At 38.7% G+C, this 26,068-nt stretch carries 24 protein-coding genes, 1 tRNA gene and 1 rRNA gene; 2 read left to right on the top strand and 24 right to left on the bottom strand.

From position 1 onward, the window contains the following. Positions 1–36: 36 nt before the first annotated feature. From GTK47_RS06730 to cysJ, 17 genes are all read right to left on the bottom strand, one after another. A complete protein-coding gene (locus tag GTK47_RS06730) occupies positions 37–1,191 on the bottom strand; it encodes a hypothetical protein (protein ID WP_165122520.1) in 1,155 nt (384 codons plus the stop codon). Continuing rightward, positions 1,188–2,447 (bottom strand): hypothetical protein, encoded by a 1,260-nt coding sequence (locus GTK47_RS06725; protein WP_165122519.1) that lies wholly within the window; start codon positions 2,445–2,447, stop codon positions 1,188–1,190. Before GTK47_RS06725 ends, GTK47_RS06730 begins: the two co-directional genes overlap by 4 nt. Positions 2,448–2,617: 170 nt before the next feature. After that, positions 2,618–3,601: an RNA polymerase sigma factor RpoS gene (gene rpoS / locus GTK47_RS06720; RefSeq protein ID WP_165122518.1), complete on the bottom strand. Its 984-nt coding sequence runs from the start codon at positions 3,599–3,601 to the stop codon at positions 2,618–2,620. A 687-nt stretch (positions 3,602–4,288) separates the two neighbouring features. Further along, the gene (gene nlpD / locus GTK47_RS06715) at positions 4,289–5,404 is read right to left on the bottom strand and encodes a murein hydrolase activator NlpD (RefSeq protein ID WP_165122517.1); all 1,116 of its coding nucleotides are present in this window, start codon (positions 5,402–5,404) and stop codon (positions 4,289–4,291) included. Positions 5,405–5,557: 153 nt separating this feature from the next. After that, positions 5,558–6,184 carry a protein-L-isoaspartate(D-aspartate) O-methyltransferase gene (locus GTK47_RS06710; protein WP_075673789.1) on the bottom strand — a complete coding sequence of 209 codons (627 nt, stop codon included), beginning with the start codon at positions 6,182–6,184 and terminating at the stop codon, positions 5,558–5,560. Then, positions 6,178–6,942, bottom strand: coding sequence for a 5'/3'-nucleotidase SurE (gene surE, locus GTK47_RS06705; RefSeq protein ID WP_165122516.1), 765 nt, complete (start codon positions 6,940–6,942; stop codon positions 6,178–6,180). Before surE ends, GTK47_RS06710 begins: the two co-directional genes overlap by 7 nt. After that, positions 6,920–7,972 (bottom strand): tRNA pseudouridine(13) synthase TruD, encoded by a 1,053-nt coding sequence (gene truD / locus GTK47_RS06700; protein ID WP_165122515.1) that lies wholly within the window; start codon positions 7,970–7,972, stop codon positions 6,920–6,922. The genes surE and truD overlap by 23 nt, the downstream gene beginning before the upstream one ends. Further along, a complete protein-coding gene (gene ispF, locus GTK47_RS06695) occupies positions 7,969–8,454 on the bottom strand; it encodes a 2-C-methyl-D-erythritol 2,4-cyclodiphosphate synthase (RefSeq protein WP_023582677.1) in 486 nt (161 codons plus the stop codon). Before ispF ends, truD begins: the two co-directional genes overlap by 4 nt. Before the next feature lie 4 nt (positions 8,455–8,458). After that, positions 8,459–9,205 (bottom strand): 2-C-methyl-D-erythritol 4-phosphate cytidylyltransferase, encoded by a 747-nt coding sequence (gene ispD, locus GTK47_RS06690; RefSeq protein WP_165122514.1) that lies wholly within the window; start codon positions 9,203–9,205, stop codon positions 8,459–8,461. A 39-nt stretch (positions 9,206–9,244) separates the two neighbouring features. After that, positions 9,245–9,535, bottom strand: a complete 291-nt coding sequence (ftsB, locus tag GTK47_RS06685; protein ID WP_036913758.1) for a cell division protein FtsB — start codon at positions 9,533–9,535, stop codon at positions 9,245–9,247. 331 nt (positions 9,536–9,866) lie between these two features. Further along, positions 9,867–10,481 carry an adenylyl-sulfate kinase gene (cysC, locus tag GTK47_RS06680; protein ID WP_165122513.1) on the bottom strand — a complete coding sequence of 205 codons (615 nt, stop codon included), beginning with the start codon at positions 10,479–10,481 and terminating at the stop codon, positions 9,867–9,869. Further along, on the bottom strand, positions 10,481–11,932 hold the full coding sequence (gene cysN / locus GTK47_RS06675) for a sulfate adenylyltransferase subunit CysN (RefSeq protein WP_165122512.1): 1,452 nt from the start codon (positions 11,930–11,932) through the stop codon (positions 10,481–10,483). Before cysN ends, cysC begins: the two co-directional genes overlap by 1 nt. Positions 11,933–11,943: 11 nt before the next feature. Next, entirely contained in the window at positions 11,944–12,852 is a 909-nt protein-coding gene (gene cysD, locus GTK47_RS06670; RefSeq protein ID WP_165122511.1) for a sulfate adenylyltransferase subunit CysD, read from the bottom strand. 11 nt (positions 12,853–12,863) lie between these two features. Beyond that, positions 12,864–14,288, bottom strand: coding sequence for a siroheme synthase CysG (cysG, locus tag GTK47_RS06665; protein WP_165122510.1), 1,425 nt, complete (start codon positions 14,286–14,288; stop codon positions 12,864–12,866). Between the two features lie 205 nt (positions 14,289–14,493). Continuing rightward, positions 14,494–15,225, bottom strand: coding sequence for a phosphoadenylyl-sulfate reductase (locus tag GTK47_RS06660; protein ID WP_165122509.1), 732 nt, complete (start codon positions 15,223–15,225; stop codon positions 14,494–14,496). After that, entirely contained in the window at positions 15,222–16,952 is a 1,731-nt protein-coding gene (cysI, locus tag GTK47_RS06655) for an assimilatory sulfite reductase (NADPH) hemoprotein subunit (RefSeq protein WP_165122508.1), read from the bottom strand. Before cysI ends, GTK47_RS06660 begins: the two co-directional genes overlap by 4 nt. Continuing rightward, positions 16,953–18,764 carry an NADPH-dependent assimilatory sulfite reductase flavoprotein subunit gene (cysJ, locus tag GTK47_RS06650; RefSeq protein ID WP_165122507.1) on the bottom strand — a complete coding sequence of 604 codons (1,812 nt, stop codon included), beginning with the start codon at positions 18,762–18,764 and terminating at the stop codon, positions 16,953–16,955. Positions 18,765–19,062: 298 nt separating this feature from the next. Here cysJ and queD point away from each other — a divergent pair, with 298 nt between their 5' ends. Continuing rightward, entirely contained in the window at positions 19,063–19,428 is a 366-nt protein-coding gene (gene queD / locus GTK47_RS06645) for a 6-carboxytetrahydropterin synthase QueD (protein ID WP_088494721.1), read from the top strand. A 78-nt stretch (positions 19,429–19,506) separates the two neighbouring features. On the opposite strand, the gene queE is transcribed toward queD, so the two are convergent. Further along, positions 19,507–20,178 carry a 7-carboxy-7-deazaguanine synthase QueE gene (queE, locus tag GTK47_RS06640; protein WP_165122506.1) on the bottom strand — a complete coding sequence of 224 codons (672 nt, stop codon included), beginning with the start codon at positions 20,176–20,178 and terminating at the stop codon, positions 19,507–19,509. Between the two features lie 166 nt (positions 20,179–20,344). On the opposite strand from queE, the gene GTK47_RS06635 reads away from it, so the two are divergent. Continuing rightward, entirely contained in the window at positions 20,345–21,712 is a 1,368-nt protein-coding gene (locus tag GTK47_RS06635; protein WP_165122505.1) for an amino acid permease, read from the top strand. A gap of 91 nt (positions 21,713–21,803) precedes the next feature. On the opposite strand, the gene GTK47_RS06630 is transcribed toward GTK47_RS06635, so the two are convergent. The 6 genes from GTK47_RS06630 to rrf form a co-directional block, all read right to left on the bottom strand. After that, the gene (locus tag GTK47_RS06630) at positions 21,804–22,985 is read right to left on the bottom strand and encodes a methionine gamma-lyase (protein WP_165122504.1); all 1,182 of its coding nucleotides are present in this window, start codon (positions 22,983–22,985) and stop codon (positions 21,804–21,806) included. A gap of 19 nt (positions 22,986–23,004) precedes the next feature. Next, complete coding sequence (locus tag GTK47_RS06625; protein WP_165122503.1) at positions 23,005–23,403, bottom strand: hypothetical protein; 399 nt, start codon at positions 23,401–23,403, stop codon at positions 23,005–23,007. Positions 23,404–23,414: 11 nt separating this feature from the next. Beyond that, complete coding sequence (locus tag GTK47_RS06620; protein WP_165122502.1) at positions 23,415–24,608, bottom strand: FAD/NAD(P)-binding oxidoreductase; 1,194 nt, start codon at positions 24,606–24,608, stop codon at positions 23,415–23,417. A 184-nt stretch (positions 24,609–24,792) separates the two neighbouring features. Next, positions 24,793–25,578, bottom strand: coding sequence for an endonuclease/exonuclease/phosphatase family protein (locus GTK47_RS06615; RefSeq protein WP_165122501.1), 786 nt, complete (start codon positions 25,576–25,578; stop codon positions 24,793–24,795). A gap of 216 nt (positions 25,579–25,794) precedes the next feature. After that, a tRNA-Asp gene (locus GTK47_RS06610) sits at positions 25,795–25,871 on the bottom strand. Between the two features lie 50 nt (positions 25,872–25,921). After that, positions 25,922–26,037: ribosomal RNA gene (rrf, locus tag GTK47_RS06605) — 5S ribosomal RNA — on the bottom strand. Positions 26,038–26,068 lie beyond the last annotated feature (31 nt).

Raw genomic sequence — 26,068 nt, 5'->3', positions numbered from 1 at the left:
TTTTTCAAATTAAGATAATCAAAGATAAATACAGAATTAATTAATTGCAGCATGGCTATATTTCAGTCGTTCACCCAATAACAATAAAGTGTCTTCATCACCATAGTTATCAAATAAACGAACAAATGATGATAAAGCAGGATTAAACATCATATCGTCAGTAACTTTCTCATAAGATGTATAACTTTTTGTTTTCAATGAAAAAACCAATGTAATTTTATCATCATTATAACCTTTATTTAGAATTAAATTGTCATTACTTACCATTAAATCATTTATATACTTATAACCACTTTCATAAAAAGTGTTTAAATTCCCATCGGATTGCCGTTGAACAACAGAATAGAGATCACGATTAGCATGTTGAGCAATAAAATAGATATCACCATTAGCATTTTGGGTAACTTCTTTAACACGCAAAGGGAGCCAGCGTGTTTTTTTCACTTCTTTATTCACTAAATTTAGCGTGATTTCTAACGTATTTGTTGTGTAATGGTGGTTATAAAAAATAATGAGGGAATCATCTGATAGAGCGTAATGAAATTGCGTAAACTCACCGAAATCTTCAGCGTAATATTGCTTCACCAGATCTTCTGTATTAACTGAATATTCCCAGCTTTCGCCTTCATCTAAACTTGTTAATATCGTCTTATTATCAACTAATACTAATTGCGATGTTGTTTGTGAAAAGAGTAATTTTCCACCAATAAGCGCTAAAGGAAAACGATAATAACCATTGTTAGTCTCTTGCCAAGGAATTAGATCTGCTACTGTAAACTCTGTTAAATCTATAGTTTGTCGTCCCTGCTCTGTAAATAAAACACATTTATCGGCAACACAATAAGCGTTATAAAAGCTACCTTGACCTTGTGATACAAAGCGCATACCTTCTTTATCAGAAAAGTACAGTGTATATTTTCTCTGATTATCTTGGCGGTGAAGTCTGCCATAAATATCTACATCATATCGCCCACTATCAGATTCAGTTTTAATTAATATTCCGCTAGAAGCGTAAAAAGTATTACGCCAATCATAGTGAGAATAAGGGTATGAAGATAATTCAGAAGAATTTTCATTTTCCCATTGCCACTTAGAGGCAAACCCATGAAAAAGCACACCATAAAAAAGCAGTAAGCTTAAAATAAATAAGCTTGTGATAATGATAAAAGGCTTACGGAAAAAAGGATTCATTGGCGCAGCTCCGTAATATACAGTGGTTGTTTGCTTTCAACACATTGCTGCTGAAGTAAAAAATGGGTTTGATAACTGCTATTACCTTTTTCTGATAACAAAATATAAAGATTTGAAAACAAAGCAGTTAAAAAGGCAATGCCACTCATGATTAAGCCATAGATAATCCCCATTCCTAAAAAGCTATCACCAATAGAATGCCAATCCCATTTATCCCAATAATTGCCCTTATCATAAACATCAGAAATAGAGAAACTTGCAACCATAGAGAAAATAAAAACACTAACTAGTGCGACTATTAACAGTGATAAACGATATGTACGCTGGTGACCAATATACATTTGTCCTGATATTGAATAAGCGCCATTATCTGTATGATTATAAACTCCCATAACAACAGGCCCTGAGTTCTTATCTTCAGCTTGCCAAAAGAACAATTCAACATCATCACCATCAGCAAGGAACAGATTATGATCAGAATAAAATAAGCGCTCTCTATAACTTAATACGAAAGGATGATTATCAATCAAGCAGGATACTTGCATTATCACCGTCTCACCGTTGCGGTGATGCATTTTAATTCTATTAGTACTATGAATTTGTATTATTCCTCGAACTCGTTGTACTTTACTTTGCTTTATTTGAGGAAACGATTTTTTACTCACAGTCAATGAAGGTAATGGTGCTGATTTTATTCCAGTAATAATGAGGCGCTCGCCATCTGGTGCTATCAAGGCTTGCTTGGCGATAACTTTATCTAATGCCTTTATTCTCTTTCTATGTTTGGGTCTGGTGCGCTGAAAATAGCGATAAGCTTTTTCTCCGATATAGCTGATCCCCGCCATCACTGCACCACATGCAATAACCATAGAAACAACGATAAAGAAATTCACTTCAAGATGGAGGATCGAGAAATAGCTCCAATAACCGCCAACAAGCGTCAGAATAAATGCAAGCAATAACCATTTTTGTTGTTTTGCTGTTAGCGTGAATTTTCTTTCAGGCTCAAGCCTTCCTTTTGTATCATGATAAATCCATTGCACCCAAAAACTACCATTTTTCAATAATTCAGCACAGATTTTAAGCTCATCGCCTTGTTTTAATCGTTTAAGAAAATCTTGAGAATTAGCAAAATCTTCTTCATTAAAATAGAAGTTTTTACCTGATGCTATTAATCTCACCATTCCATTCGGGGAGATTTTACTTTGGTTAAAATCGCAACGTTCTAATTTAACGTTTAAAAAATAATCTTTCATATCTTCCTTTATTACTTTCATCAGGCTAACAAAGTGCAAGACTGCGTTCTTGTTTTATCGTTTTGAGTCGTATAATACAAGATAAAGAAAAGCCGATTAGTAAATCCACTAATCGGCTTTGGTAATAACAATTTGTCAATTAAAGCTATAAACAGAAATGAGGCGGCTAACTATGCTTTGAAAAGTGCTTCAATACTTAACCCCTGACTTTGTAGAATATCTTTTAAGCGACGTAGTCCTTCAACTTGAATTTGACGAACTCTTTCTCTTGTTAGACCAATTTCTCTACCAACGTCTTCTAAAGTTTCTGCTTCATAGCCTAATAATCCAAAACGACGTGCTAGTACTTCACGTTGCTTAGGATTCAATTCAAATAACCACTTTATGATATTTTCCTTGAGGTTATTATTTTGAATTGTTGCTTCCGGCCCTTCTTCATTTTCGTCAGAGATAATATCGAGTAAGGCTTTATCTGAATCACCACCAATTGGGGTATCAACAGAAGTAATACGTTCGTTTAAACGTAGCATCTTACTCACATCTTCAACTGGCTTATCAAGTGTTTGTGCAATTTCCTCAACACTAGGCTCATGATCGAGTTTATGTGCTAATTCTCTTGCTGTTCTTAAATAAACATTCAGCTCTTTAACGATATGAATCGGAAGGCGGATAGTACGAGTCTGGTTCATAATGGCACGTTCAATAGTTTGACGTATCCACCATGTTGCATAAGTTGAAAAACGGAAACCCTTTTCGGGATCAAATTTTTCAACAGCACGAATAAGTCCTAAGTTCCCTTCTTCAATCAAATCAAGCAGGGCAAGACCTCGGTTTGTATAACGACGAGAGATCTTAACAACTAAACGTAGGTTACTTTCTATCATTCGTTGTCTTGAAGGAATATCGCCCCGCAACGCTCTACGGGCAAAGAAAACTTCTTCTTCAGCGGTCAGCAACGGAGAATAACCAATTTCTCCTAAATAAAGCTGAGTTGCATCGAGCGCACGCTGGTTGACACCTTCAATAAGTTCAATTTCATCTTGAGCATCAGACTCATTTTCTGCCTCTTTTGCAGCAACTTCATCGAACTCTTCCATGTTCTCTTCAATTTCATCTGTATATAACTCGTCTACTCTTAGCGTACTTTGGCTCATCAGCTGCTCCTACCCTTGATAATTTAGGTAAACGACTCATAATTAAAGTCTGTTTACCAGTTTATCGCTGTGTCACGACACAACGGGTTTACTGATTTTCCCTTGTAACGAATTACAAAATAAAAGATAACATAATCTATTTTACTGTTAATTTTATTCTTTCTTTATTCAATATATAACTTAACTATTGAGTGCAGGTTATTAACAGCTTTTTTATTATATTTTACGTACATTCACCTATACGCAAAATTACTCTATTTGATGCACTGTTTGTGACTATTTACATCTAAAAAAACAAATAAAAATCCATAATAATAAAATAATATCCAATAATTTATATTACGTACTATTATTAAAAAGATAATCTAATAAAGAAAATACCCACCTAAACAAGAGGTTGTTTTATAGTTCATCTTTTCATAACAACGAATCTTTATTCATTTTTTATATAACAATTTTTAGCATACGCATTCATTGGTTGAGAATCAACCGTCTAATTTAACGTTATCTATAATTTTATATTGACCTCTCATTTTCAATAACCTTTAAATAAGCACTTATACTTAGGTAAAATTTATTTTGTTTCAATATTTTAATTAATTACAGATAAGAAAAAGCCCTCTTCTTTTTGTAAAGAAGAGGGCCTAACTTTAGGATTATTCACTATACGTGTAAAAAATCGCTTATTTATTTCTTAGGTAAATAACTCATTGGGTTGAGTGATTTTTCTTTATATCGGATCTCAAAGTGTAATCGGACAGAACTGGTTCCAGAGCTACCCATTGTGGCAATTTGCTGGCCTGCATTCACATTTTGTTGTTCGCGTACCAAAATTGTGTCGTTATGTGCGTATGCGCTGAGGTATTCGTCATTATGCTTGATGATAACGAGGTTGCCATAACCACGTAATGCGCTACCTGCATAAACCACTTTACCTGCTGCCGTTGCAACAATTGGTGAACCTTTTGTACCACCGATATCGATACCTTTATTACCACCAGGCGCACTGGAATAGCTTTCGATGATATTACCTTGCGCAGGCCAAATCCACTTGCCAGAAACTGCCGTAGGTGCAGGCGTTGCCGCAGTTGTGGTATTTGTATTTGTTGTTGGTGGCGTCGTTGTCTTCGGTTGTGTTGTTGCTGGTTTAGTAATTAATGGCCCCATTGAACCATTATTTGTTGGTTTAGTATGCGCCGTTTGAACACCCGCATTACTTGATTGATTAATAACCGATGTGTTGACATTGGTATTTGTTCCCGTATTGACCTGACGGTTACCAATATTCAGCACTTGCCCTACGTTTAAGCTATAAGGCTCTGGAATGTTATTCATTGATGCCAGTTCTTTTACATCACTATCTGTTATCCAAGCGATATAGAACATGGTATCACCGCGTTTTACGGTATATGTATTACCGTTGTAGTTTCCTTTCGGAATACTGTCATAGTTACGGTTATACACAATGCGTCCAGTGCCATCAGTATTTACATTTTGAGCAGCAACCGATGCTTGAGGACGGGACTGGCTTTGCGATTGAACCACACCTCCATTAGACGAAGCCGAATTCACCTTAATTGAAGGAGGGGGTGATGATTGTAAAGGTGTAGTTCTTTCAATAGGTGTCGCATTACTGTTAGTGATTACAGGTGCGGTTGATACCGTATTATTTGAAGAGCTGTCATTTACAGAGGTAATGGGTGCAGGACGATAAGGTGTATCTGCACAGCCTGTTAATGCAAATCCGATTACCGAACACATGATTGCCCAGCGGACATGCTTAATTGGGCTTTCTGAATTCATACTTCCTTCTCCCTTTAAAAAGGCATTAGCATCTAGCAATTTGTCGAGTTAAACAAAAAGACTGCAATTTTTTGAAAATGTTTCATTTATTAGTGCAGATTACGACAAGCTATTAAAAAGCAGTAATAAAAAACGGTCAGATTTATCTGGAAGTTATGCTAACTCGCCTGCAATTAAAGGAACAAATCTAACTGTTTCTATAGATTGGTAGTGAAAATCATTACCTAAACGTCGGATAAACTTCAGTATTTGTTGTTGTTCACCAACAGGTATTATCATCCTGCCACCATCGGCTAACTGCATCAATAACTGTTGTGGTACTTCTGTTGCACATGCTGTCACTATTATGGCATTAAACGGCGCTTTTGATGACCAACCTTCCCATCCATCACCATGGCGTGTCGAGATGTTATGTAAATCAAGATGTTTAAAACGTCGTTTAGCTTGCCATTGCAATATCTTTATACGCTCAACAGAACTAACATGATGGACTAAATTTGCTAATACGGCCGTTTGATATCCCGAACCTGTACCAATTTCTAATACAGAATCTGTACTTTGTAATTCCAGTAGTGTTGTCATTTTGGCGACAATATAAGGCTGTGAAATAGTTTGCCCATTGCCAATAGGCAAAGCCGTATTTTCATAAGCCTTATGAGAAAGCGCTTCATCAATAAAAAGCTCTCTAGGTACTTTACTCATTGCTTCCAACAGGCTCTCATCCTTGATGCCATGCTGTTTTAACATTGTCAGTAAGTCTTTCATTGACCGACTTAACATGTTTTTTTGACCTCTGCTTTATTTAACCAATTTTGTAGTAAATCAAGTGCTTTATAGGCTGTTAAATCAACATGTAATGGGGTTATTGAAACATAACCTTCATCAACAGCAGCAAAATCTGTATCGGGACCTACATCATTTTTTTCGCCTGGAGGCCCAATCCAATAAAGACTATTTCCTCTAGGATCAGTGTGGGTATAAACATGTTGTGATGCATGACGACTACCACAACGAGTAATACGAAAACCTTTTACTTCATCAAGAGGAATATCAGGTACATTAATATTAAGAATATTTCCTGCTCTTAAAGGTACTTGTTGTAACATTGCCAAGACTTCACAAGTTACTTGAGCCGCTGTCTCAAAATGTTTTTCACCATCAAGTGAAACTGCAATGGCAGGTAAACCTAAAAAACGCCCTTCTGTTGCCGCAGCAACAGTACCTGAATAAATAACATCATCACCCAAATTAGGACCATGATTAATACCAGAAACCACAATATCCGGACGAGGACGCACTAAATGGTTTACACCAAGATAAACACAATCTGTTGGTGTACCCTCAACAATCGCAATATCCCCATTTTCAAGCTCTTGCTTACGCAAAGGTCGGTCAATGGTTAAAGAATTAGATGCAGCACTACGATTGCGATCAGGCGCAACAATTTGTACATCATAACGCTGGCGTAATGCTTTAGCGAGGGTCTGGATCCCTTTCGCCATCACACCATCGTCATTACTCACCAATATTTTCAGCATCATCATTCCCTAATAAAATTAATTCACGTACAACGCTAGTTGCAAAGCTTCCTGCGGGTAAAAAGAATGACAGAGAAACAGTGGTATCGTCTACCCAACTCCATGACATATTTTCTGGTAATACATTGATAGCACGTCTTGTATTATCAACGCGTTCTTGTCGAGCTAGCGACCAGAAGGCTTCATATTCTGCCAGATTTTCAGTTTCAAAATCTAATGCTTGTGATTGGGTACCTAAATCACCTTTACCCGGTAAAGGCGCAGTAATATGAACATCGTGCTCTTCATAACGAGTTTGTGTTTGAGCTAGTTCTGCTTCATCAACAACAAACCAGCTACCTCTCCCATGAAGTTGCATGGCATCACCGAGCATCACTTTTGAATATAAATCACATTCCAATCTTTTGCTGACAATGTGATTAAACATCGCACTACGGGCTGCTGAGAGATAAAAGCTACGCTTTCCTCGTTCTTTTACGCGGATTTCGTCTGTTGCCCAACGCATGGCTTGTCGTAAATTATCACCATTACGACCAAATCGTTGAGCACCAAAATAGTTAGGAATACCTTTTGCTTTTATTTGCGCCAAACGAGCATCAACAAAATCGCGATCAGAAATCTCTCGTAACACCAATGTAAAGTGATTACCTTTTAGTGTTCCTATACGTAATTTACGTTGTTGACGAGTCGTTTCTAGAATTTCACAACCTTCTAAAGCAAGCTGGCTGAAATCAGGCATCTCTTTACCCGGCATACGCAGACAAAACCATTGTTCAGTCACTGCATTTCTGTCTTTTAGACCGGCGTAACTGGCATCACGAGGATGGATCCCAACAAATTTTGCTAATTTTTCAGCAACAAAAGCCGTATTACAACCTGTTTTTCTGATTTTCACCATGACATGCTCACCTTCACCATCAAGGGTGAAGCCAAGATCTTCACAAACAATAAAATCTTCAGGAATTGACTTTAACAAACCTGTTGCTTGTGGTTTTCCATGTAACCAATGGAGTTCGGGTAAATCACTCATTCAGGTAATGACTCTTTCATTAATAAAACAACGGCTTCACAGGCAATGCCTTCTTTTCTACCGACAAATCCAAGCTTTTCTGTTGTGGTCGCTTTCACATTGATGTCATCAACGTGGCAATGAAGATCTTCTGCGATATTAACGCGCATTTGTGGTGTATGAGGTAGCATTTTCGGAGCCTGAGCAATAATCGTGACATCTAAATTACCAATTCGGTAACCTTTTGCTCTTACGCGTGAGAAGGCTTCACGAAGGAGTACGCGGCTATCTGCGCCTTTGTATGCAGGATCGGTATCAGGAAACAATGTGCCAATGTCACCCATTGCCACTGCACCTAAAATAGCATCTGTAACTGCATGTAATACTACATCGCCATCAGAGTGAGCTAATAGCCCTTGTTCATAAGGAACTCTGACACCGCCAATAATAATAGGGCCTTCACCGCCAAATTTATGTACGTCGTAACCGTGTCCAATTCTCATTTTATTATGTGTTCCTTATACTGGTGATTTGGCGTGAGAGGAAAAACTCTGCAAGCGCTAAATCTTCTGGCTGAGTAACTTTGATATTATCTGCACGACCTTTAACTAATAAAGGTTCATATCCAGCAAACTCCATCGCTGAGGCTTCATCAGTGATCGTTGCTTTTTGAGAGAGTGCATTCTCTATATTTTGTTTTAATAACAATGCTGGAAAGAATTGTGGCGTTAAAGCATGCCATAGCGTTGTTCTTTCTACTGTTTGTTCAATATGATTATCTTGTTGATGACTACGCTTCATTGTATCGCGAACTGGTGTCGCAAGAATGCCACCACAAAAGTGAGGCTCCATAACGTTTTCATCAATGAGTTTAATTAGATGGTCAAGATCGCCAAAATGTAGGCAAGGTCTTGCTGCATCGTGAACTAATGCCCATGTATTTTCAGGAAAATGTTGAGTGACATACGCTAAACCTGACAATACAGAGTCAGCGCGTTCACCACCACCATCAACCGTAATTATTCTTTTATCTTGTGCTAAAGGTAAAGTGTGAAAGTAGCTGTCATTAGGGCTGATTGCCACGATAATTTGCGTTATACGTGGGTGTTTCAATAAGGCATTAATGGTATGTTCAAGAATAGTCAATCCGCCAATCTTCAAATATTGTTTTGGACAGACTGATTGCATTCGACTTCCGATACCGGCTGCCGGAATAACGGCAACAATAGGAAGAGTAGAGTTTGTTATATTCATTATGATATTTGTATCAGGACACACTATTAATTCAATAAATTAACGACGTGGTTGAGATTTATCGCTCACAATACGGAAAAATGTCTCATTAGGCTTTATCATTCCTAATTCACTACGAGCACGCTCTTCTAACGCTTCTTGCCCGCCATTGAGGTCATCAATCTCTGCAAATAGACGATCATTACGCTCTTTTAACTGCGTATTTTGCGCCAATGCAGATTCAACTTCTTGAGTTACTTTGTTGTAATCATGGATACCATTTTTACCTAACCACAATGAATATTGTAGCCAGCCAAGTAAAATCAGAAGTAAGACTGTTAATTTCCCCATTACCACCCCCAAGATTAATGGGCTAATCATCCCACAACTCAACCACAGACGCCACAAAAGTGCTGGAATATATTACATTATTATTCCCATTATCCTCACTATAAACGTGGATAACTTCTATAAAATTCAGACTAAGGTTTGATTTTTTCTTATTAAGATGAAGTGCTATGGGGGTTATTTATAAATAAATGGGCTCTTAATTAACGCGTGAATCGCATTTGAAATAGCATGACGTAATACGCATGTTTTGCTCTAAATACATACATTATCTCTACAAACATCTCCCTTTTATGGGGTGTTTATGTAGAGATAATTCAAAGTCATTATAAAATTAGCAATAAATTTTCCTTTGCCGTAAGTATGTGAGGATCTGTTGGATAAGGGTATTTATAGGAAGTGTGCCGTCTAAATGTAATTCTGGATCAATGGGCGGCTCATAAGGCGAATCTATGCCTGAAAATTGCTTTATCTCACCTCGTCTTGCTTTTTGATAAAGCCCTTTCGGATCACGGGCTTCACAAATAGAAAGTGGCGTATCAACGAAGATCTCAATAAATCTCCCTTGCTCAAAACGATCTCTAACTTGTTGTCTGTCTTTTTGGTAAGGTGAGATGAAAGCCGTTAAGACAATCAGTCCCGCATCTACCATCAATTTAGCCACTTCACCCACACGGCGAATATTTTCGTGCCTATCTTCAGCACTAAATCCGAGATCACCACATAATCCATGACGTAAGTTATCGCCATCTAATAGATAGGTATGAATGAGTGAGTGCTTTTGTGAATGCTGATAAAGCGTTTGTTCTAGTGCATCAGCAAGTGTGGACTTGCCTGAGCCAGATAAACCTGTAAACCAAAGCACACATCCTTTGTGTGCTTGTTGTAATTCACGTTCACTTCGTCCAATTCTATGAGGATGCCAAACAATATCGTTGCTTATCATCACTATTTTCCTCCAAGAAGATCTCTTGCCCCCCAATGGGGAAAATGGCGACGGATAAGTTGGTTTAACTCGACTTCAAAAGCATCATATTGCGTCGTCGTTTGTATCGCGTTATCTCTTATTTCTCGAATAAGTCCAGCTCCAACAGTGACATTGCTTAACCGATCAATAAAAATAAGCCCGCCAGTGTCAGCATTGGCTTGATAGTTATCCAACACCAGTGGCTCTTCAAATGAAACTTCAACACTACCAATTGCGTTTAAACTTAAGTTATCTGTTACTTGTTGGGTGAGCTTATTCACATCCACTTGATAATGAATATTCTCTATTTTGGCACGGCTTTTTTTGCCTGCGATCTTGATATCTAAAGTATGCCCTTGTACTAAAGGTTGCTCTGACATCCACACCACGTCAATTAATGCATGAGTACTAATATTGGCAGTTGTATCGTTATCATCAACGATAATATCCCCACGACTAATATCAATTTCATCAGCTAAAACAAGTGTAATAGCTTGCCCCGCTTTAGCTTGTGTTAAATCTCCATCAAAAGTGACAATACGCTTAATTGTTGTGTGTTTTCCTGAAGGTAATATCTTGATTTGTTGCCCTTGATAAAGTACGCCAGAAGACACCGTACCGCTGTATCCTCTAAAGTCTAAATCTGGACGATTGACATATTGCACAGGGAAACGCAGTGATTGCGCGTCTGAACCTAATTTAACTGGCGCATCTTCCAATAATGAAAGCAACGTTTTTCCTTGATACCAAGGCATATTCAATGAGGAAGAAACCACATTGTCACCATCAAGGGCAGAAATAGGAACAAACTCAATGGTCAGATCCGTTGGAAGCTGATCGGCAAAATGAAGATAATCTTGTTGGATCGAATTAAAGGTTGCTTGCTGATAATCCACCAGATCCATTTTATTAATTGCAACGATTAAATGGCGGATCCCAAGAAGTGTGCTGATAAAACTGTGTCGCAGTGTTTGTTCTTGTACACCTTTTCGAGCATCGATCAGCAGAATAGAAAGCGTACTGGTTGATGCACCTGTCGCCATATTGCGGGTATATTGAGCATGTCCCGGTGTGTCAGCAATAATAAACTTACGCTTTGAAGTTGAAAAATAGCGATAAGCAACATCAATAGTGATCCCTTGTTCTCTTTCTGCTGCCAATCCATCCACCAGCAAAGCAAGATCGAGCTTTTCACCTTGAGTGCCGATCTTTTTACTTTCATTTTGTAATGTAGAAAGCTGATCTTCATAGATCTGCCTTGTGTCATGAAGTAAACGTCCTATTAATGTGCTTTTTCCATCATCGACATTGCCACAGGTTAGAAATCTCAGTAATCCTTTATTCTGTTGAGTCTTGAGATAGCGCTCTACACCGCCCTGTTGTGCGATTTCACCCGCGACAAGTTGATTCGTTTTTATAGCTAAAAGTCCCATATTTCCTCCAATTAAAAATAACCTTGGCGTTTTTTCAGTTCCATCGATGCCGACTGATCACTGTCAATTAAACGCCCTTGTCGTTCACTGCTGGTGGAAATCAGCATTTCTTCAATAATGGCGGGTAGTGTTTCTGCTTGTGAAGGAATTGCCCCTGTTAATGGCCAACATCCCAAGGTTCTAAATCTTACTTTTTGCTGTGCAATAACCTCACCTGGTTTTAGATCAATTCTGTCGTCATCAACCATAATTAAGGTGCCATCACGTTCAATAACCGGTCTATTTTTCGCAAAATAGAGTGGAACAATGTCGATCTTTTCTAAATAGATATATTGCCAAATATCGAGTTCTGTCCAATTAGATAACGGAAATACACGAATACTTTCACCTTTATTAATTTGTCCGTTATAGTTTTTCCATAATTCGGGGCGTTGGTTTTTCGGATCCCAGCGATGCTTTCTATCTCTAAACGAATAAATACGCTCTTTGGCTCGTGATTTTTCTTCATCACGGCGCGCACCACCAAATGCTGCATCAAAACCATATTTATCTAAGGCTTGCTTTAGCCCTTCTGTTTTCATGATATCCGTGTGTTTTGCACTGCCATGAATAAACGGATTAATACCAAGCTCTGCACCTTGTGGATTTCGATAAACCTTAAGATCAAAGCCATATTCTTTAGCCGTTTTATCCCGAAATTCATACATTTCTCGAAATTTCCAGCCCGTGTCAACATGCAATAAAGGAAAAGGTAATTTCGCGGGATAAAACGCCTTGCGAGCTAAATGCAACATCACCGAGGAATCTTTGCCTATTGAATAAAGCATGACGGGATTTTCAAATTCAGCGACAACTTCACGCAGAATATAAATACTTTCTGCTTCTAATTGCTGAAGATGGGTTAACTGTGTTTCATTCATAACAACCTCGTTTAGGCAAAATGAACCAAAGGTGAATGGAGTGACGGTAAGGATTGATGAGTGTGTCTGTCACCAAACCACGCAAGTTGGTGATGTAGTGCAGCGACTTCTCCCACAATTAATAAGGCAGGAGTCGGTGCTTTTTCAGCTAACTGCGCTAATTGTGTGAGATTTCCCGTGAATACTTGCTGATCGCGACGAGTGCCACAACTAATCACCGCGATAGGCGTTAATGGAGAACGTCCGAGTTTGATTAAATGCTGGCTGATAAGCTCTGCTTTTGTGGTTCCCATATAAATAGCGAGAGTGTGATTAGCTTGCGCTAACGATGCCCAATCCGGTTCGATCCCATCGGCTTTACAATGCCCTGTCATAAAGGTGACACTTTGAGCGTATTGTCGGTGGGTTAACGGGATCCCTGCATAGGCACTCGCTCCGCTTGCTGCCGTGATCCCCGGAACAACTTGAAAAGAGATCCCATGCGCGATAGCAACTTCAATTTCTTCACCACCACGTCCAAAAATAAAGGGATCGCCACCTTTTAATCGCACAACGCGTTTACCGAGTTGTGCATATTTCACGATAAGTGCATTGGTTTCTTCTTGAGAAACACTATGGTGTCCCACTCTTTTACCTACACAAATAGTGTCAGCATCACGACGAACAAGCTCTAAAACCTCAGGGCTCACTAAGCTGTCGTAGAGCACAACTTCAGCTTGTTGAATAACCTGTAAACCGCGCAGTGTTAATAACCCAGCATCACCGGGACCAGCCCCAACTAATGCAAGTTCGCCTTGTTGGCTCTCTTTTTGTTTCAATTGTTGTTCAAGCAAGGCTTCTGCTTGTGCTAATTGATCGCTTGCCACTAAAGAAGCAAATTTACCGCTGAAAGCTTGCTCCCAAAAACGACAACGAGCTTGAAAAGTCTCTAAGTGCTGTTTCACTTTGTTGCGCCATTTTCCGGCTATTGTCGCCATTGTGCCTAATGAACTTGGCAATAAGGCTTCTAACTTTTCACGGATCATTCGCACTAAAACAGGTGCTTTTCCCGCCGATGAAATGGCAATCAAAATGGGGTTTCTATCGATAATGGCAGGAAAGATAAATGAACATTGAGGTTGTGAATCCACGACATTGACAAAAATATGTCGTGCTTGTGCATCAAGATAAACTTGCTGATTAAGCCCACTGTCATCAGTAGCTACAATCACAAGCATCATTCCTAATAGATGTTCAGGTTGATATTTTGCTGATACCCATTCAATTTTATCTTGCTGATAAACAAGGTGTAATTCATCACACAACTGAGGTGCAACCACTCTTAAGCGAGCGCCGGCTCTTAACAACAACAAAGCTTTACGCGCAGCAACATGACCACCACCAACCAATAACACAGGGCGTTCTTTTAATTCCACAAATAAGGGTAGGTAATCCATACGCGTATTTCACCTTCGTTGTTCACTTTATAACTAACGACTATAAAAGGTGTTTTAGAGGTTATGAAATGACAAAAAGCTATGTGATGGAACAGAAAGGAATAAGAGAAAATAAAGTATTTTCAATTGGTTATAATTTTATAAATGACAAAAAGGGCAATAGATAAGCTCTATTCCCCAAATTATTTATTGGTAGATAATGGCGTTATTCGTGTAATCCACACTCACGTTTTAAGCCGAAAAATCGTGTTTCTTCTTCACTCATACCGTCTTCCCATTTTCGGGTTGTATGAGTATCTCCCACAGAAAGATAACCTTGCTCCCATAGAGGGTGATAAGGTAAACCGTTCTCTTTAAGATATTGATAGACCTGCTTATTATCCCAATCAACGATAGGTAAAAATTTAAAGATCCCTTTTGCGATTGAAAGCACTGGTAAATGTTCACGGCTTTTAGCTTGTTGTCGGCGAAGACCTGCAAACCATGTTTGAGCTTGTAATGTTTTTAACGCCCTTTCCATCGGCTCTACTTTGTTTATTTGGTTATAACGTTCAATACCGTCAATGCCTTCTAACCAAAGTTTACCGTAACGCGCTTCTTGCCAAGATGAAGATATTTCAGCTCGATAGACCTTTAAGTTAAGTTGTAACTGCTGAGTCAACGTATCAATAAATTGATAGGTTTCAGGAAACAGGTAACCTGTATCAGTCAAAATCACAGGAATATCAGGATATTGCCGAGTGATTAAATGCAGACATACCGCAGCTTGAATACCAAAACTAGAGCTTAATACATAGGCTTTAGGCAAATGTTCTAAAGCCCAAATAACCCGTTCAATGGCGCTTAATTGCTCTAGCTGTTGATTAATCTCACTCAAAGCATGTGTTTGCTCTTCAACTGGTAACTGTTTTAGCGAAGCAAGCTGAAATAAACTCATACCGCCTCCTGCACTTCATAAAAATCAATCGCTGAATTCAGTACAGGTTTAACAACATCAGTGCGGATAAGAAAATCACCGAAACCTTCATTGTTATGACGAGAAATCGCCCATTCACCAATCAGTGGATCCAGTATTGCAATGATTTCTTGCGAGGTAATATTTTCACGATACATTCTAGGAATACGCGTTCCAATACGATTGCCCCCTAAATGCAAGTTGTAGCGATCTGGAGCTTTACCCACCAGCCCAACTTCTGCCAACATAGCCCGACCACAACCATTCGGGCATCCCGTTACACGCACAACAATATGCTCTTCACTCACACCATGTTTTGTCATCAAACTATCAAGGGTATCGGTGAATGAAGGCAAAAAGCGCTCAGCTTCCGCCATTGCTAATGGACAAGTTGGGAAAGAAACGCACGCCATCGCATGTTCACGCAGTGGTGTAACTTGGCTATTCATCAAACCATATCGACGAGCAATCGCTTCAATATTGGCTTTTTCACTCTCTGGTACACCCGCCACAATCAAATTTTGATTGGCAGTCAGTCGGAAATCACCCTGATGAATTTTGGCAATTTCCGCCACGCCCGTTTTTAATGGAGCATCAGGCGTATCAATCAATCGCCCACTTTCAATAAATAAAGTTAGGTGCCATTTATTATCAACACCTTTTAACCAACCGATTTGGTCACCTCGATGGGTAAATTCATAAGGTCGAATAGCCTCAAAAGTCACTCCAGAACGGCGTTCAACCTCTTGTTTAAATGTCTCTATGCCAACACGTTCCAGTGTATATTTTGTTTTTGCATTTTTACGTTCAGTTCGATTTCCCCAATCACGTTGAGTCGTCACAATGGCTTCTGCAATTGCCAATGTATTCTCAATAGGGATATAACCAAACTCACTAGCTAAGCGAGGAAAGGTATTTTTATCGCCATGCGTCATTGCAAGACCGCCCCCAACAAGCACGTTAAAACCAACTAAATGCCCGTTTTCAGCAATTGCAATAAAATTCATATCATTAGCATGAAGATCAACATCATTGTGAGGCGGGATCACCACCGAGGTTTTAAATTTCCGCGGTAAATAGGTTTCCCCTAAAATAGGCTCTTCGTCTGTTGTTGCTACTTTCTCTTTATCTAACCAAATTTCCGCATAAGCATGGGTGCGAGGTAACAGATGTTCTGATATTTTTTTCGCCCACTCATACGCTTCTTGGTGTAATGAAGATTGCACTGGGTTTGAAGTACATAACACGTTACGGTTAACATCGTTCGCTGTCGCTAAAGCATCCAGGCCTGTTGCCACCAGCATTTGATGTGCGGGTTTTACATTGCCTTTTAAAATGCCGTGGAATTGAAATGTTTGACGATTAGTAATACGAATACTGCCATAAAGCGTATTTTCAGTCGCAAACTTATCAATGCTAAGCCACTGTTTAGGCGAAATAATGCCTCCGGGCAAACGGCAACGTAACATCATTGCATGACGAGGTTCTAACATTTGCTCCGCACGTTCAGCGCGAATATCTCTGTCATCTTGTTGATACATGCCATGAAAGCGAATCAATAGAAAATTATCGCCTTCAAAACCACCCGTTAAACCATTTTGTAAGTCTTCCGTAATAGTGCCGCGTAAAAAGTGACTCTCTTTTTTCATGCGTTCACTATCAGCCAGTTTCCCTTCAACTACTAAGGGCGCTTGAGTGTGTGATTTCATTTAATAGACATCCCTCTGATAACGCCGTTCTAGGCGTAGCTCACTTAAGTATTCATCTGCTTCTTCAATATTTTTATTGCCATACTCCATCACAATATCTAACAACGCCTGTTCAACATCTTTTGCCATTCGTGATGCATCGCCACAGACATAAAGATAAGCGCCTTGCTGTAACCATTGCCAAATCTCACTACCACGTTCACGTAATTTATCTTGTACATAAATTTTATGTGTTTGATCTCGTGACCATGCTAAATCGATATGAGTTAACAGACCGCTTTTGACATAACGTTGCCATTCCACTTGATAGAGAAAATCTTCTACAAAATGAGGATTACCAAAAAATAACCAGTTTTTACCTGTTGCAGCATCATTGTCGCGCTGTTGCATAAAACCTCGAAAAGGTGCGATGCCTGTACCTGGGCCAATCATAATGACAGGCGCGGAGTTATCTTCAGGTAGGCGAAAATGCGCATTTTTTTCGATAAAAACATTGATGCTATCGCCTTCTTTCAAGCTATCCGCTAAAAAGCCAGAGGCTCCACCGGTATAAGCACGAGAGTTAACGTCGTAACGTACAACCCCTAAAGTAAGGTGTACTTCGTCTTCGACTTCTTGTTGTGACGATGCAATAGAGTAAAGGCGAGGAGTCAGTGGACGTAAAATATCAACAAAATCTTGTGCCGTAGGTTGAGCACAATATTGGCGTACCATCTCATTAATAGGATGTTTATCCGCATATTGCTGAAGCTTGGTTTTATCAGCCACCAATGACAATAGATCTTCATGACGCGTCAATTGGGCATAAGCTTTTACGATAGGTGCGCTATTTTGAGTTAGTTCACAATGATGCAGTAACGCTTCTTTTAAGGTGAATGTTTGAGATTTTAACGTGATAGGTTCATCACCTTTTAACCACAATAAAGCAATCAGTTCATCAACTTTTTCAGGGGAGTTATTAAACCAAACTCCCAGTGCATCACCCGGTTGGTATTGCAAACCAGAACCATCAAGACTGATTTCAATATGGCGAATATCTCTATCTGAATTTCTGCCTGTAATTTTTTGATTAGTCAATAATGTGGCAGTAAAAGGGACATCTCGATGATAAATAGATGCCTCAATCGTATCTGTTGTACCTGACTGTGTTTGTTGTAAGACTTGCGTACTTTGTGTCGGAACTCTTACCTTTAAGATCTCTGTAAGCTGTTCTATCCATTCATCCGCAACGGCTTGATATTCAACATCAGCATCAACTCTTGGTAATAAACGTGTTGCACCCAGTTGTGCAATTCGCTCATCAAAGTCTTTTCCTGCCTTACAAAAATGCTCATACGATGTATCACCTAAGCTCAATACTGCATAAGACGTTCCTTTCATTTCAGCCGCTTTTTTAGAGTTCAGATATTTATAAAAAGCGATTGCTTCTTCAGGGGGATCACCTTCACCTTGCGTAGATGCAATGATGATCAAGGTTGTTGTTTTATGGATCTGCTTAAACTTATATTCACCTGCGGAATATAGTTCTACATTCAATTTGTGAGCAACCAAATTATCTCGTAACTGTTCAGCAAGATGACGCGCATTACCCGTTTGAGAAGCAGAGATCAATGTAATGGTTTCCTGCTCTGGTACGTGTGCTGAGGTAACCACTGTCGATGCGGATACAACAGAAGGATTAAGCTGTCCCCACAAATAGCCAGATAACCACGCAATTTGCGCTGTTGAGAGATCTTTTGTTGCATCCTGTAATTTATTCAATTGTTCCGGTGTTAATGGAAGCATTGATAATAATGGAGGTTGATTGCTCATTTATCCTGCCTTAAAAAAGCGAAGCACTTATCTGTGCTTTATTGTTCTTTGATAATATTTCTAATATTGAGAGGGTATCCCACGACTAGAAGATGAATTAAAGACCTGTTGGCTCTATCTAATAACCTTAAATGCTAAATTTATTTATCGGTTTCCTTTACCAATATAATCAATAAGCAAAAAGGAACATAATAAGCCATTAAGATTAAGGGAGATTAGGCGTGATACGCTAAATCGGCTACACTGGTAGACTTCGTACTATTTGTGTCTTTTTTTTACTAATTAAGTCAAGAGAGTTTTGATGACAACCACCATCTTTAAAGATTTTCAGTTTGAAGCAGCCCACCATTTGCCACATGTTCCTGAAGGCCACAAATGTGGACGTCTTCATGGGCACTCCTTTCTTGTTAGATTAGAGCTAACAGGTGAAGTTGATGCACATTCAGGTTGGCTTATTGATTTTGCTGATGTGAAAGCCGCATTTAAACCTACTCTTGAGCGTCTAGATCACTACTATCTTAATGAAATTGAAGGCCTAGAAAATCCGACCAGCGAAGTACTGGCAAAATGGATTTGGCAACAAGTAAAACCGTCATTGCCATTATTATCTGCGGTGATGGTGAAAGAGACGTGTACAGCAGGATGTATTTATCGCGGTGAGTAAATCGGTTTTAACATTAAATCGTTATCACCTAAAAGAAAATCAGCCTCTATTGGCTGATTTTTTATATTAAAAACACGATCACGCAATATTTAAATATTTATGCGTTTGCATTGAGAAACGCCAATTACGCTCAATGCAGGTTTTAATACATAATGCCGTCGCACTCTCTTTACAACTAATAGGTTGTAAAGCAACAACAGGTACGGGGTGCTCTGTGCGTAATGTCAGTAAGGCATCTAACGCTTCAATATCTTTTTCACGTCCAACAGGATGTTTTATCTCATTAGCACGATTAATTGCGCTGGTTAATACCTTAAAGCCCCCCTTCATGCCCACTTTTGGGGAAAGTGTCACCCACGTCTTCTCACTACATAAAATATCGTGAGTACCACTGGTTTCTATTTGACAGGCAAAACCTGCTTGTTCAAGCCCTTCTGTTAAAGGGCGTAAATCATATAAGCAAGGCTCGCCTCCTGTGATAACCACGTGTTTTGCACTATAACCTTGTTGTTGGAAAAGTGATAAAATCTGAGCAACGCTGGCTTCTCCCCAAGTATCACTTTCTTGCGTTTTAATAGGAATATCACCAAGAGGAACTTTTTTTTCGTCTTCTTTTTCCCAAGTATGTTTGGTATCACACCAACTACAACCTACAGGACACCCCTGTAATCGAACAAAAAGTGCAGGAACGCCAGTAAAAACACCTTCACCCTGTAAGGTTTGAAACACTTCATTAATGGGGTATTGCATAAGAAACTCTGATATCCAATGAATGCTGATGATTATTACAGATAACTATCTCACCGTAAGAGGCTTTATGATAAGGTACATGGTTTGTTTTGAATAGCTAACGTGCGAGAAGACACTGAAAAAGAGGATAGATTTCCTCTGTTGGACAGAGATGGGAATACTTTAGATGCAAAAAGAGAATCAACTTTCACGAGGATTATCAGGGCGGCACATTCGTTTCATGGCGCTAGGCTCTGCAATCGGTACAGGTTTGTTTTATGGCTCTGCGGCTGCCATTGAGAAAGCGGGTCCAGCTGTATTGCTTGCTTACCTTATTGGTGGTGCAGCAGTATTTATGGTTATGCGTGCATTAGGTGAAATGGCAGTTCATCATCCTGTTGCAGGCTCTTTTTCACAATATGCAAGCCATTATATGGGGCCTTTAGCCGGCTTCTTAACGGGCTGGAACTACGTTTTTGAAATGCTGATTGTCTGTTTAGCTGACGTCACGGCATTTGGTTTCTATATGAAACTCTGGTTCCCAGATGTTGATCAATGGATATGGGTATTAGGCATCGTTTGCTTTATTGGCGCCTTAAACCTTTGCCATGTGAAGATATTTGGTGAAATGGAATTTTGGCTTTCTATTGTTAAAGTCACTGCAATTATCGCCATGATAATTGGCGGTGTTGTCATTATGATGTATGGCTTTGGGCAACAAACTGAACACCCTATTGGCATTTCTAACTTATGGGAGTTTGGTGGCTTTATGCCAAATGGTATTGAAGGAGTTATCGCCTCGCTCGCCATTGTCATGTTTGCGTTTGGTGGGATTGAAGTAATTGGTATTACAGCCAGTGAAGCTAAAGATCCTGAAAAAACCATTCCTAAAGCTATCAATGCCGTACCTTTTCGTATCTTATTATTCTATGTACTGACAATTTTCATTCTAATGTGCATTTTCCCTTGGCAACAAATCGGCCATAACGGTAGCCCGTTTGTACAGATTTTCTCAAATCTAGGGATCAATTCAGCAGCAAATATCTTAAACCTTGTAGTTATCACGGCCGCAATCTCTGCGATTAACAGTGATATCTTTGGTGCTGGTCGAATGATGTATGGTATGGCTCAAGAAGGACAAGCACCAAAATCCTTTATGAAGCTCACTCGTAATGGTGTGCCTTGGATGACTGTGCTAGTGATGTCTGTTGTCTTGTTACTGGGCGTAGTACTTAACTACCTAATCCCAGAGCAAATCTTCGTTTTAATCGCCTCTATTGCGACATTTGCAACAGTTTGGGTATGGTTAATGATTTTACTTTCTCAAGTTGCGATGCGTCGTAAGATGAGCGCAGATGAAGTGAAAACACTAAAATTCCCAGTACCACTATGGCCTGTTGCTCCAGCACTGACTATCGTCTTTATGGCGTTTGTTATCGCAATCTTAGGCTATTTTGAGTCAACCAGAATGGCATTGGTTGTCGGTATGGTGTGGGTAGCTATTTTAACTCTTGGCTACTATGTAGGTATCAAACCAAGAATGAACCAGAAATAAATCACATTTCTGAGTCAACTCAACAATTCTGAGTAAAACAATAAAGGCTGTGGATTAATTCACAGCCTTTTTCTTTATTATTCGATCTTCACTAAGCCAGCGCTTGCTTTAAATCAGCAATTAAATCATTCACATCTTCAAGACCAATTGATAATCGAATCAAACCATCGCTAATACCATGCCTTTGCCGCTCTTCTGCACTATAAGTAGCATGGGTCATTGTGGCGGGATGTTGAGCTAAAGACTCACAGTCTCCTAAACTCACAGCTCGACTAAAGAGATTTAAGCGATTCAAAAACTCTCGGCCTGCTTTTATTCCCCCCTTTAACTCAATGGCGATCATACCTCCAGCTAAACGCATTTGACGCTTAGCAAGTTCGTATTGAGGAAATGAAGCTAGCCCAGGATAATAAATAGTTTCGACTTTAGGATTATCTTCAAGATATTGTGCAATACGCTGTGCATTTTGGCAGATCTGTTCCATCCTTATGCCTAACGTTTTTATACCTCGTAAAATTAACGAAGCATCGTGAGGAGACAAACAAGCACCAGTCATATCCTTTAAACCTTCAACTCGTATTTTATCTGCTAGGGCATGCGTAGTAATAATTGCACCTGCTGTTACATCACCATGGCCTGATAAATATTTAGTCATAGAATGCACGACAATATCAGCGCCAAGCCCTAAAGGTTGCTGTAAATAAGGAGAGCAATAAGTGCTATCTACCATGACTAAAATATTATGCTGATGAGCAATTTCTGATATTTTTGCGATATCACTCACTCGCATATTGGGGTTAGCCGGAGTCTCAAAGAAAATGAGTTTTGTTTTCTCTGTGATCGCTTCTTTTAATTTTTCGAGGTTAGTTAAATCAACATGCTTTATTTTAACGCCGAATTTAGCGAGCCCATGATTGAAAAACGTAAAAGTACAGCCATAAAGTGTCATATCAGCAATAAGTTCATCACCAGGTTTAAGCAATGACCAACAACTAGAAGTAATTGCACCTATACCAGATGAAAAAACAACAGCACCTTCACCATTTTCTAATTGAGCTAAACGCTTTTCTAATAACTCTAATGTAGGGTTTGAGATCCGAGAATAAAAATGCCCTTTTTGTTTTCCTGAAAAACAATCAGCACCATATTGTGCCGTTGGAAAAACAAATGTAGATGTTTGAAAAACAGGAGGCACTAATGCCCCCTGAGAATCTAACGGAGAATAACCATAATGTATTGCTCGAGTATTAAAGTGTTTATTACTTTGCGTCATTATATCTCCTAAATATTAATTAACTTTCTATTCTTTGGTTATTTTCCCCGATAATCTGAACTGTTCTTAGAATAATCGAAATCCCTTTAAGAGTATCAGGATTTCTTAATAATGCGAAAGTTGAACCTAATGTATATTTTTTATCTTGATAAATAGATTCTTTTTTTGCCATATTATAAGCAGCGCTTAATTCCCAAACTGGAATTAATGTTTCTTCAAATGCAATCGAAAGTTTTTCAACTGTTGCATTATCCATAATATCTATTGAATCTGATATTAAAGATAATAAATCGACGATATTATCAAACCGCTTTAATGCTAATAATGGTCTTGCTTTTTCTAATAAATGTTGAAGATGTAATTTATCTTCATCAGATAACAGTTGAATATCTGCTGGGCTTAAATTATTTTCACTCATTATTGCATCCCCTATAATAATCCTCTAACAGTTGCCCAATATAAGCCTCGGTTATAACTATTACGCAATAACCCGCCCAGCTTTGTTGGTGGTGTAGGAATTACGTCATGTTTATAGTCATACTGTAATGGCATACCTGCTGATAATCCCATTTGTGCGACAGCTTGCACTCGACCATCATAAATTGCAGCAGGATAACCATAGCGAAGCTCACCACAGATATTATTTGCAATCACACCAGCTTGGTTATGACAACTACCACCGGCTTTACTAATCGGTAAATCAACCGTATCACCAAGAACATACACTTGGTTTAAACCATAAACTTGTAATGTTTCAGGATCAGTAGGTAACCAGCCTTCACCATTATTATGTTCACTTAAACCTGTATTGCGGATCGCCTCAACCGCAGTGATAGGCGGTGTACTCATAAGGATATCAAACGGCTCTGCCTCGCCCTCTTTTGAGTAAGCGATTTTCTTATCAGGATCAACATGGCTTAACGTAAAGCCTCGTTTAGCTTTGATATCTCGCTCAGAGAATACCGCAGGAAGAACTTCACAAACTTCTTGTTGCATAAACAGACAGTTTCTTAAAAGTTGAGCAACCGTAGGATAGGTATAAACAATCTCAATATTATTTCTCACCCGACGCTGGCGAAGAAGTTCATCCAACATCAATGTTGTTTCCATAGGAGCAATACCACATTGATGGGGTACATTAGGTGTTTCAGGGAAGCTAACAGTAATAAATACACGACCTTTTTCAATTTTAGCTAATTTATCAGCAAGTGTTCTAGCGGCTTCATATTGATAAAAATGATTTCCCGCTTCTTTTAAGCCTTCAATTCTATGAGGGCTAGGAACACAACCAGTTGCTAAAACTAAAAAATCATAGTTGTATTTTTTATTAGACTCGCAATAGATTATTTTATTATTAAAGTCAAAACGTTCTGCTTTATCGATAACAAATTCAATTTCAGGCCTTAATAAGCTTCTTTCTGATCGCATTAGTTCTTCTTTAAAAAAAAGATTGAATGCAATATACATAAATGCAGGTTTGTAATAATGATTAGGATTATCTGAAATAAGGGTAATTTTAATTTTATTTGAAAAGATTTCGTCATTTAATTTTTTAGCTAGGATATTAGCAAGAATGGTTCCGCCGGTACCGCCGCCAATAATAACTATATTTTTTGTTGGCATTTCATTTCCTATATCTAGTGATATTAGATAGACGAAAAAAGTATAGTAAAAATTACTAATATAACAAATAGATTAAATAGATAGATAAATTACCTATAAAATAATATATCTAATTAACAGATGATATAATCATATTTAATTTAAATATTAAAACTTTAATATTAACTAATGTTATAATTATTTATTAATAAAATGTCGCCAGTAAAGGATGATGGTCAGATGCATCTGTAATTAAAACTTCGGCTTTATTCAACGATAATCCTCGGTAAAAAATATAATCTAACGGTTTACCAAAAGCTTTTGTACGCCAATCGTTATCAAAAATAACTTCTTTAAGTCTTAACGTTCTCGCAAAACGTTTTAATACATTGACTCTTGGGCGACTCCACGCATTAAAATCACCTGCTAAAATAACAGGCCCTTTATGATGCATGATGTGAACAGATAAATTACTTAACTGACGCTGATAAACATCAACACCAAAACTAAAATTAATCGCATGTACATTAATAACCATTAAATGATCACCCGTAATTAATGGATATACCGTAATTAATGCTGATTTAGGTAGTCGTAAAAAAGGTTCTTTTTCTCTAAGAGGGCAGCAATAGATAGGATGGGAGCTTGATAATGTCATCACACCTGCAGGGTGTTGCTGAAAAGCTAAGGCTGGGACTTGATCTGCAATTAAATGATGAGTACCAGCAAAACGGACAAGCTCTGGTGTGGTTTGCGCTTCTTGTAACAAAAGCAAATGTGTATCTGTTGAGAGCGTTTCCAACATATTACGCCAATTGAATCGTTGCTGTTTATAGATATTCCAAACCGCAATTTTGAGAGTGCCTTCTGTATAAAGAGGCATTCCAATAGGTAGTGTATCCTTTCTTTCACTTAAAGGCGGGCTGGGCTCAATCCTTTCAACAGGTTGACCTGCCACAAAACGCACTGAATAAGTCGGTTTTTTCGCCATTAGGAACCTCAGATAAACAGCAAGATCTCTTGCTATAACTGAAGTATACCAAAGGGAAGCCTCGCTCTCACCCTTTAAAAGGACACTATAATCAACAAAGTAATTATTTTTATACGTAATAGTTATAATTACTTAAAAATTTCTGATTAATTTATGGTTTATTCTAAATTTTAAGCAAAAAAAAACCTAAGTCGTTAGACTTAGGTTTCTTAATGTTGGCGGAACGGACGGGACTCGAACCCGCGACCCCCTGCGTGACAGGCAGGTATTCTAACCAACTGAACTACCGCTCCGCGTATTCTTTGTGCGATTAATGTTATTGAACACTAACGCTTTAATTAATGCCTGGCAGTTCCCTACTCTCACATGGGGAGGCCCCACACTACCATCGGCGCTACAACGTTTCACTTCTGAGTTCGGCATGGTTTCAGGTGGGTCCGCTGCGCTATGGCCGCCAAGCAAATTCTGTTTTATTACCCGCTTCTTTCCT

The sequence above is a fragment of the Proteus sp. ZN5 genome, from assembly GCF_011046025.1.
Classification (GTDB): Bacteria; Pseudomonadota; Gammaproteobacteria; order Enterobacterales; family Enterobacteriaceae; genus Proteus.
The sequence above is the reverse complement of the archived record's forward strand: the minus strand, read 5'-3'. Positions and strand labels throughout refer to the sequence as shown.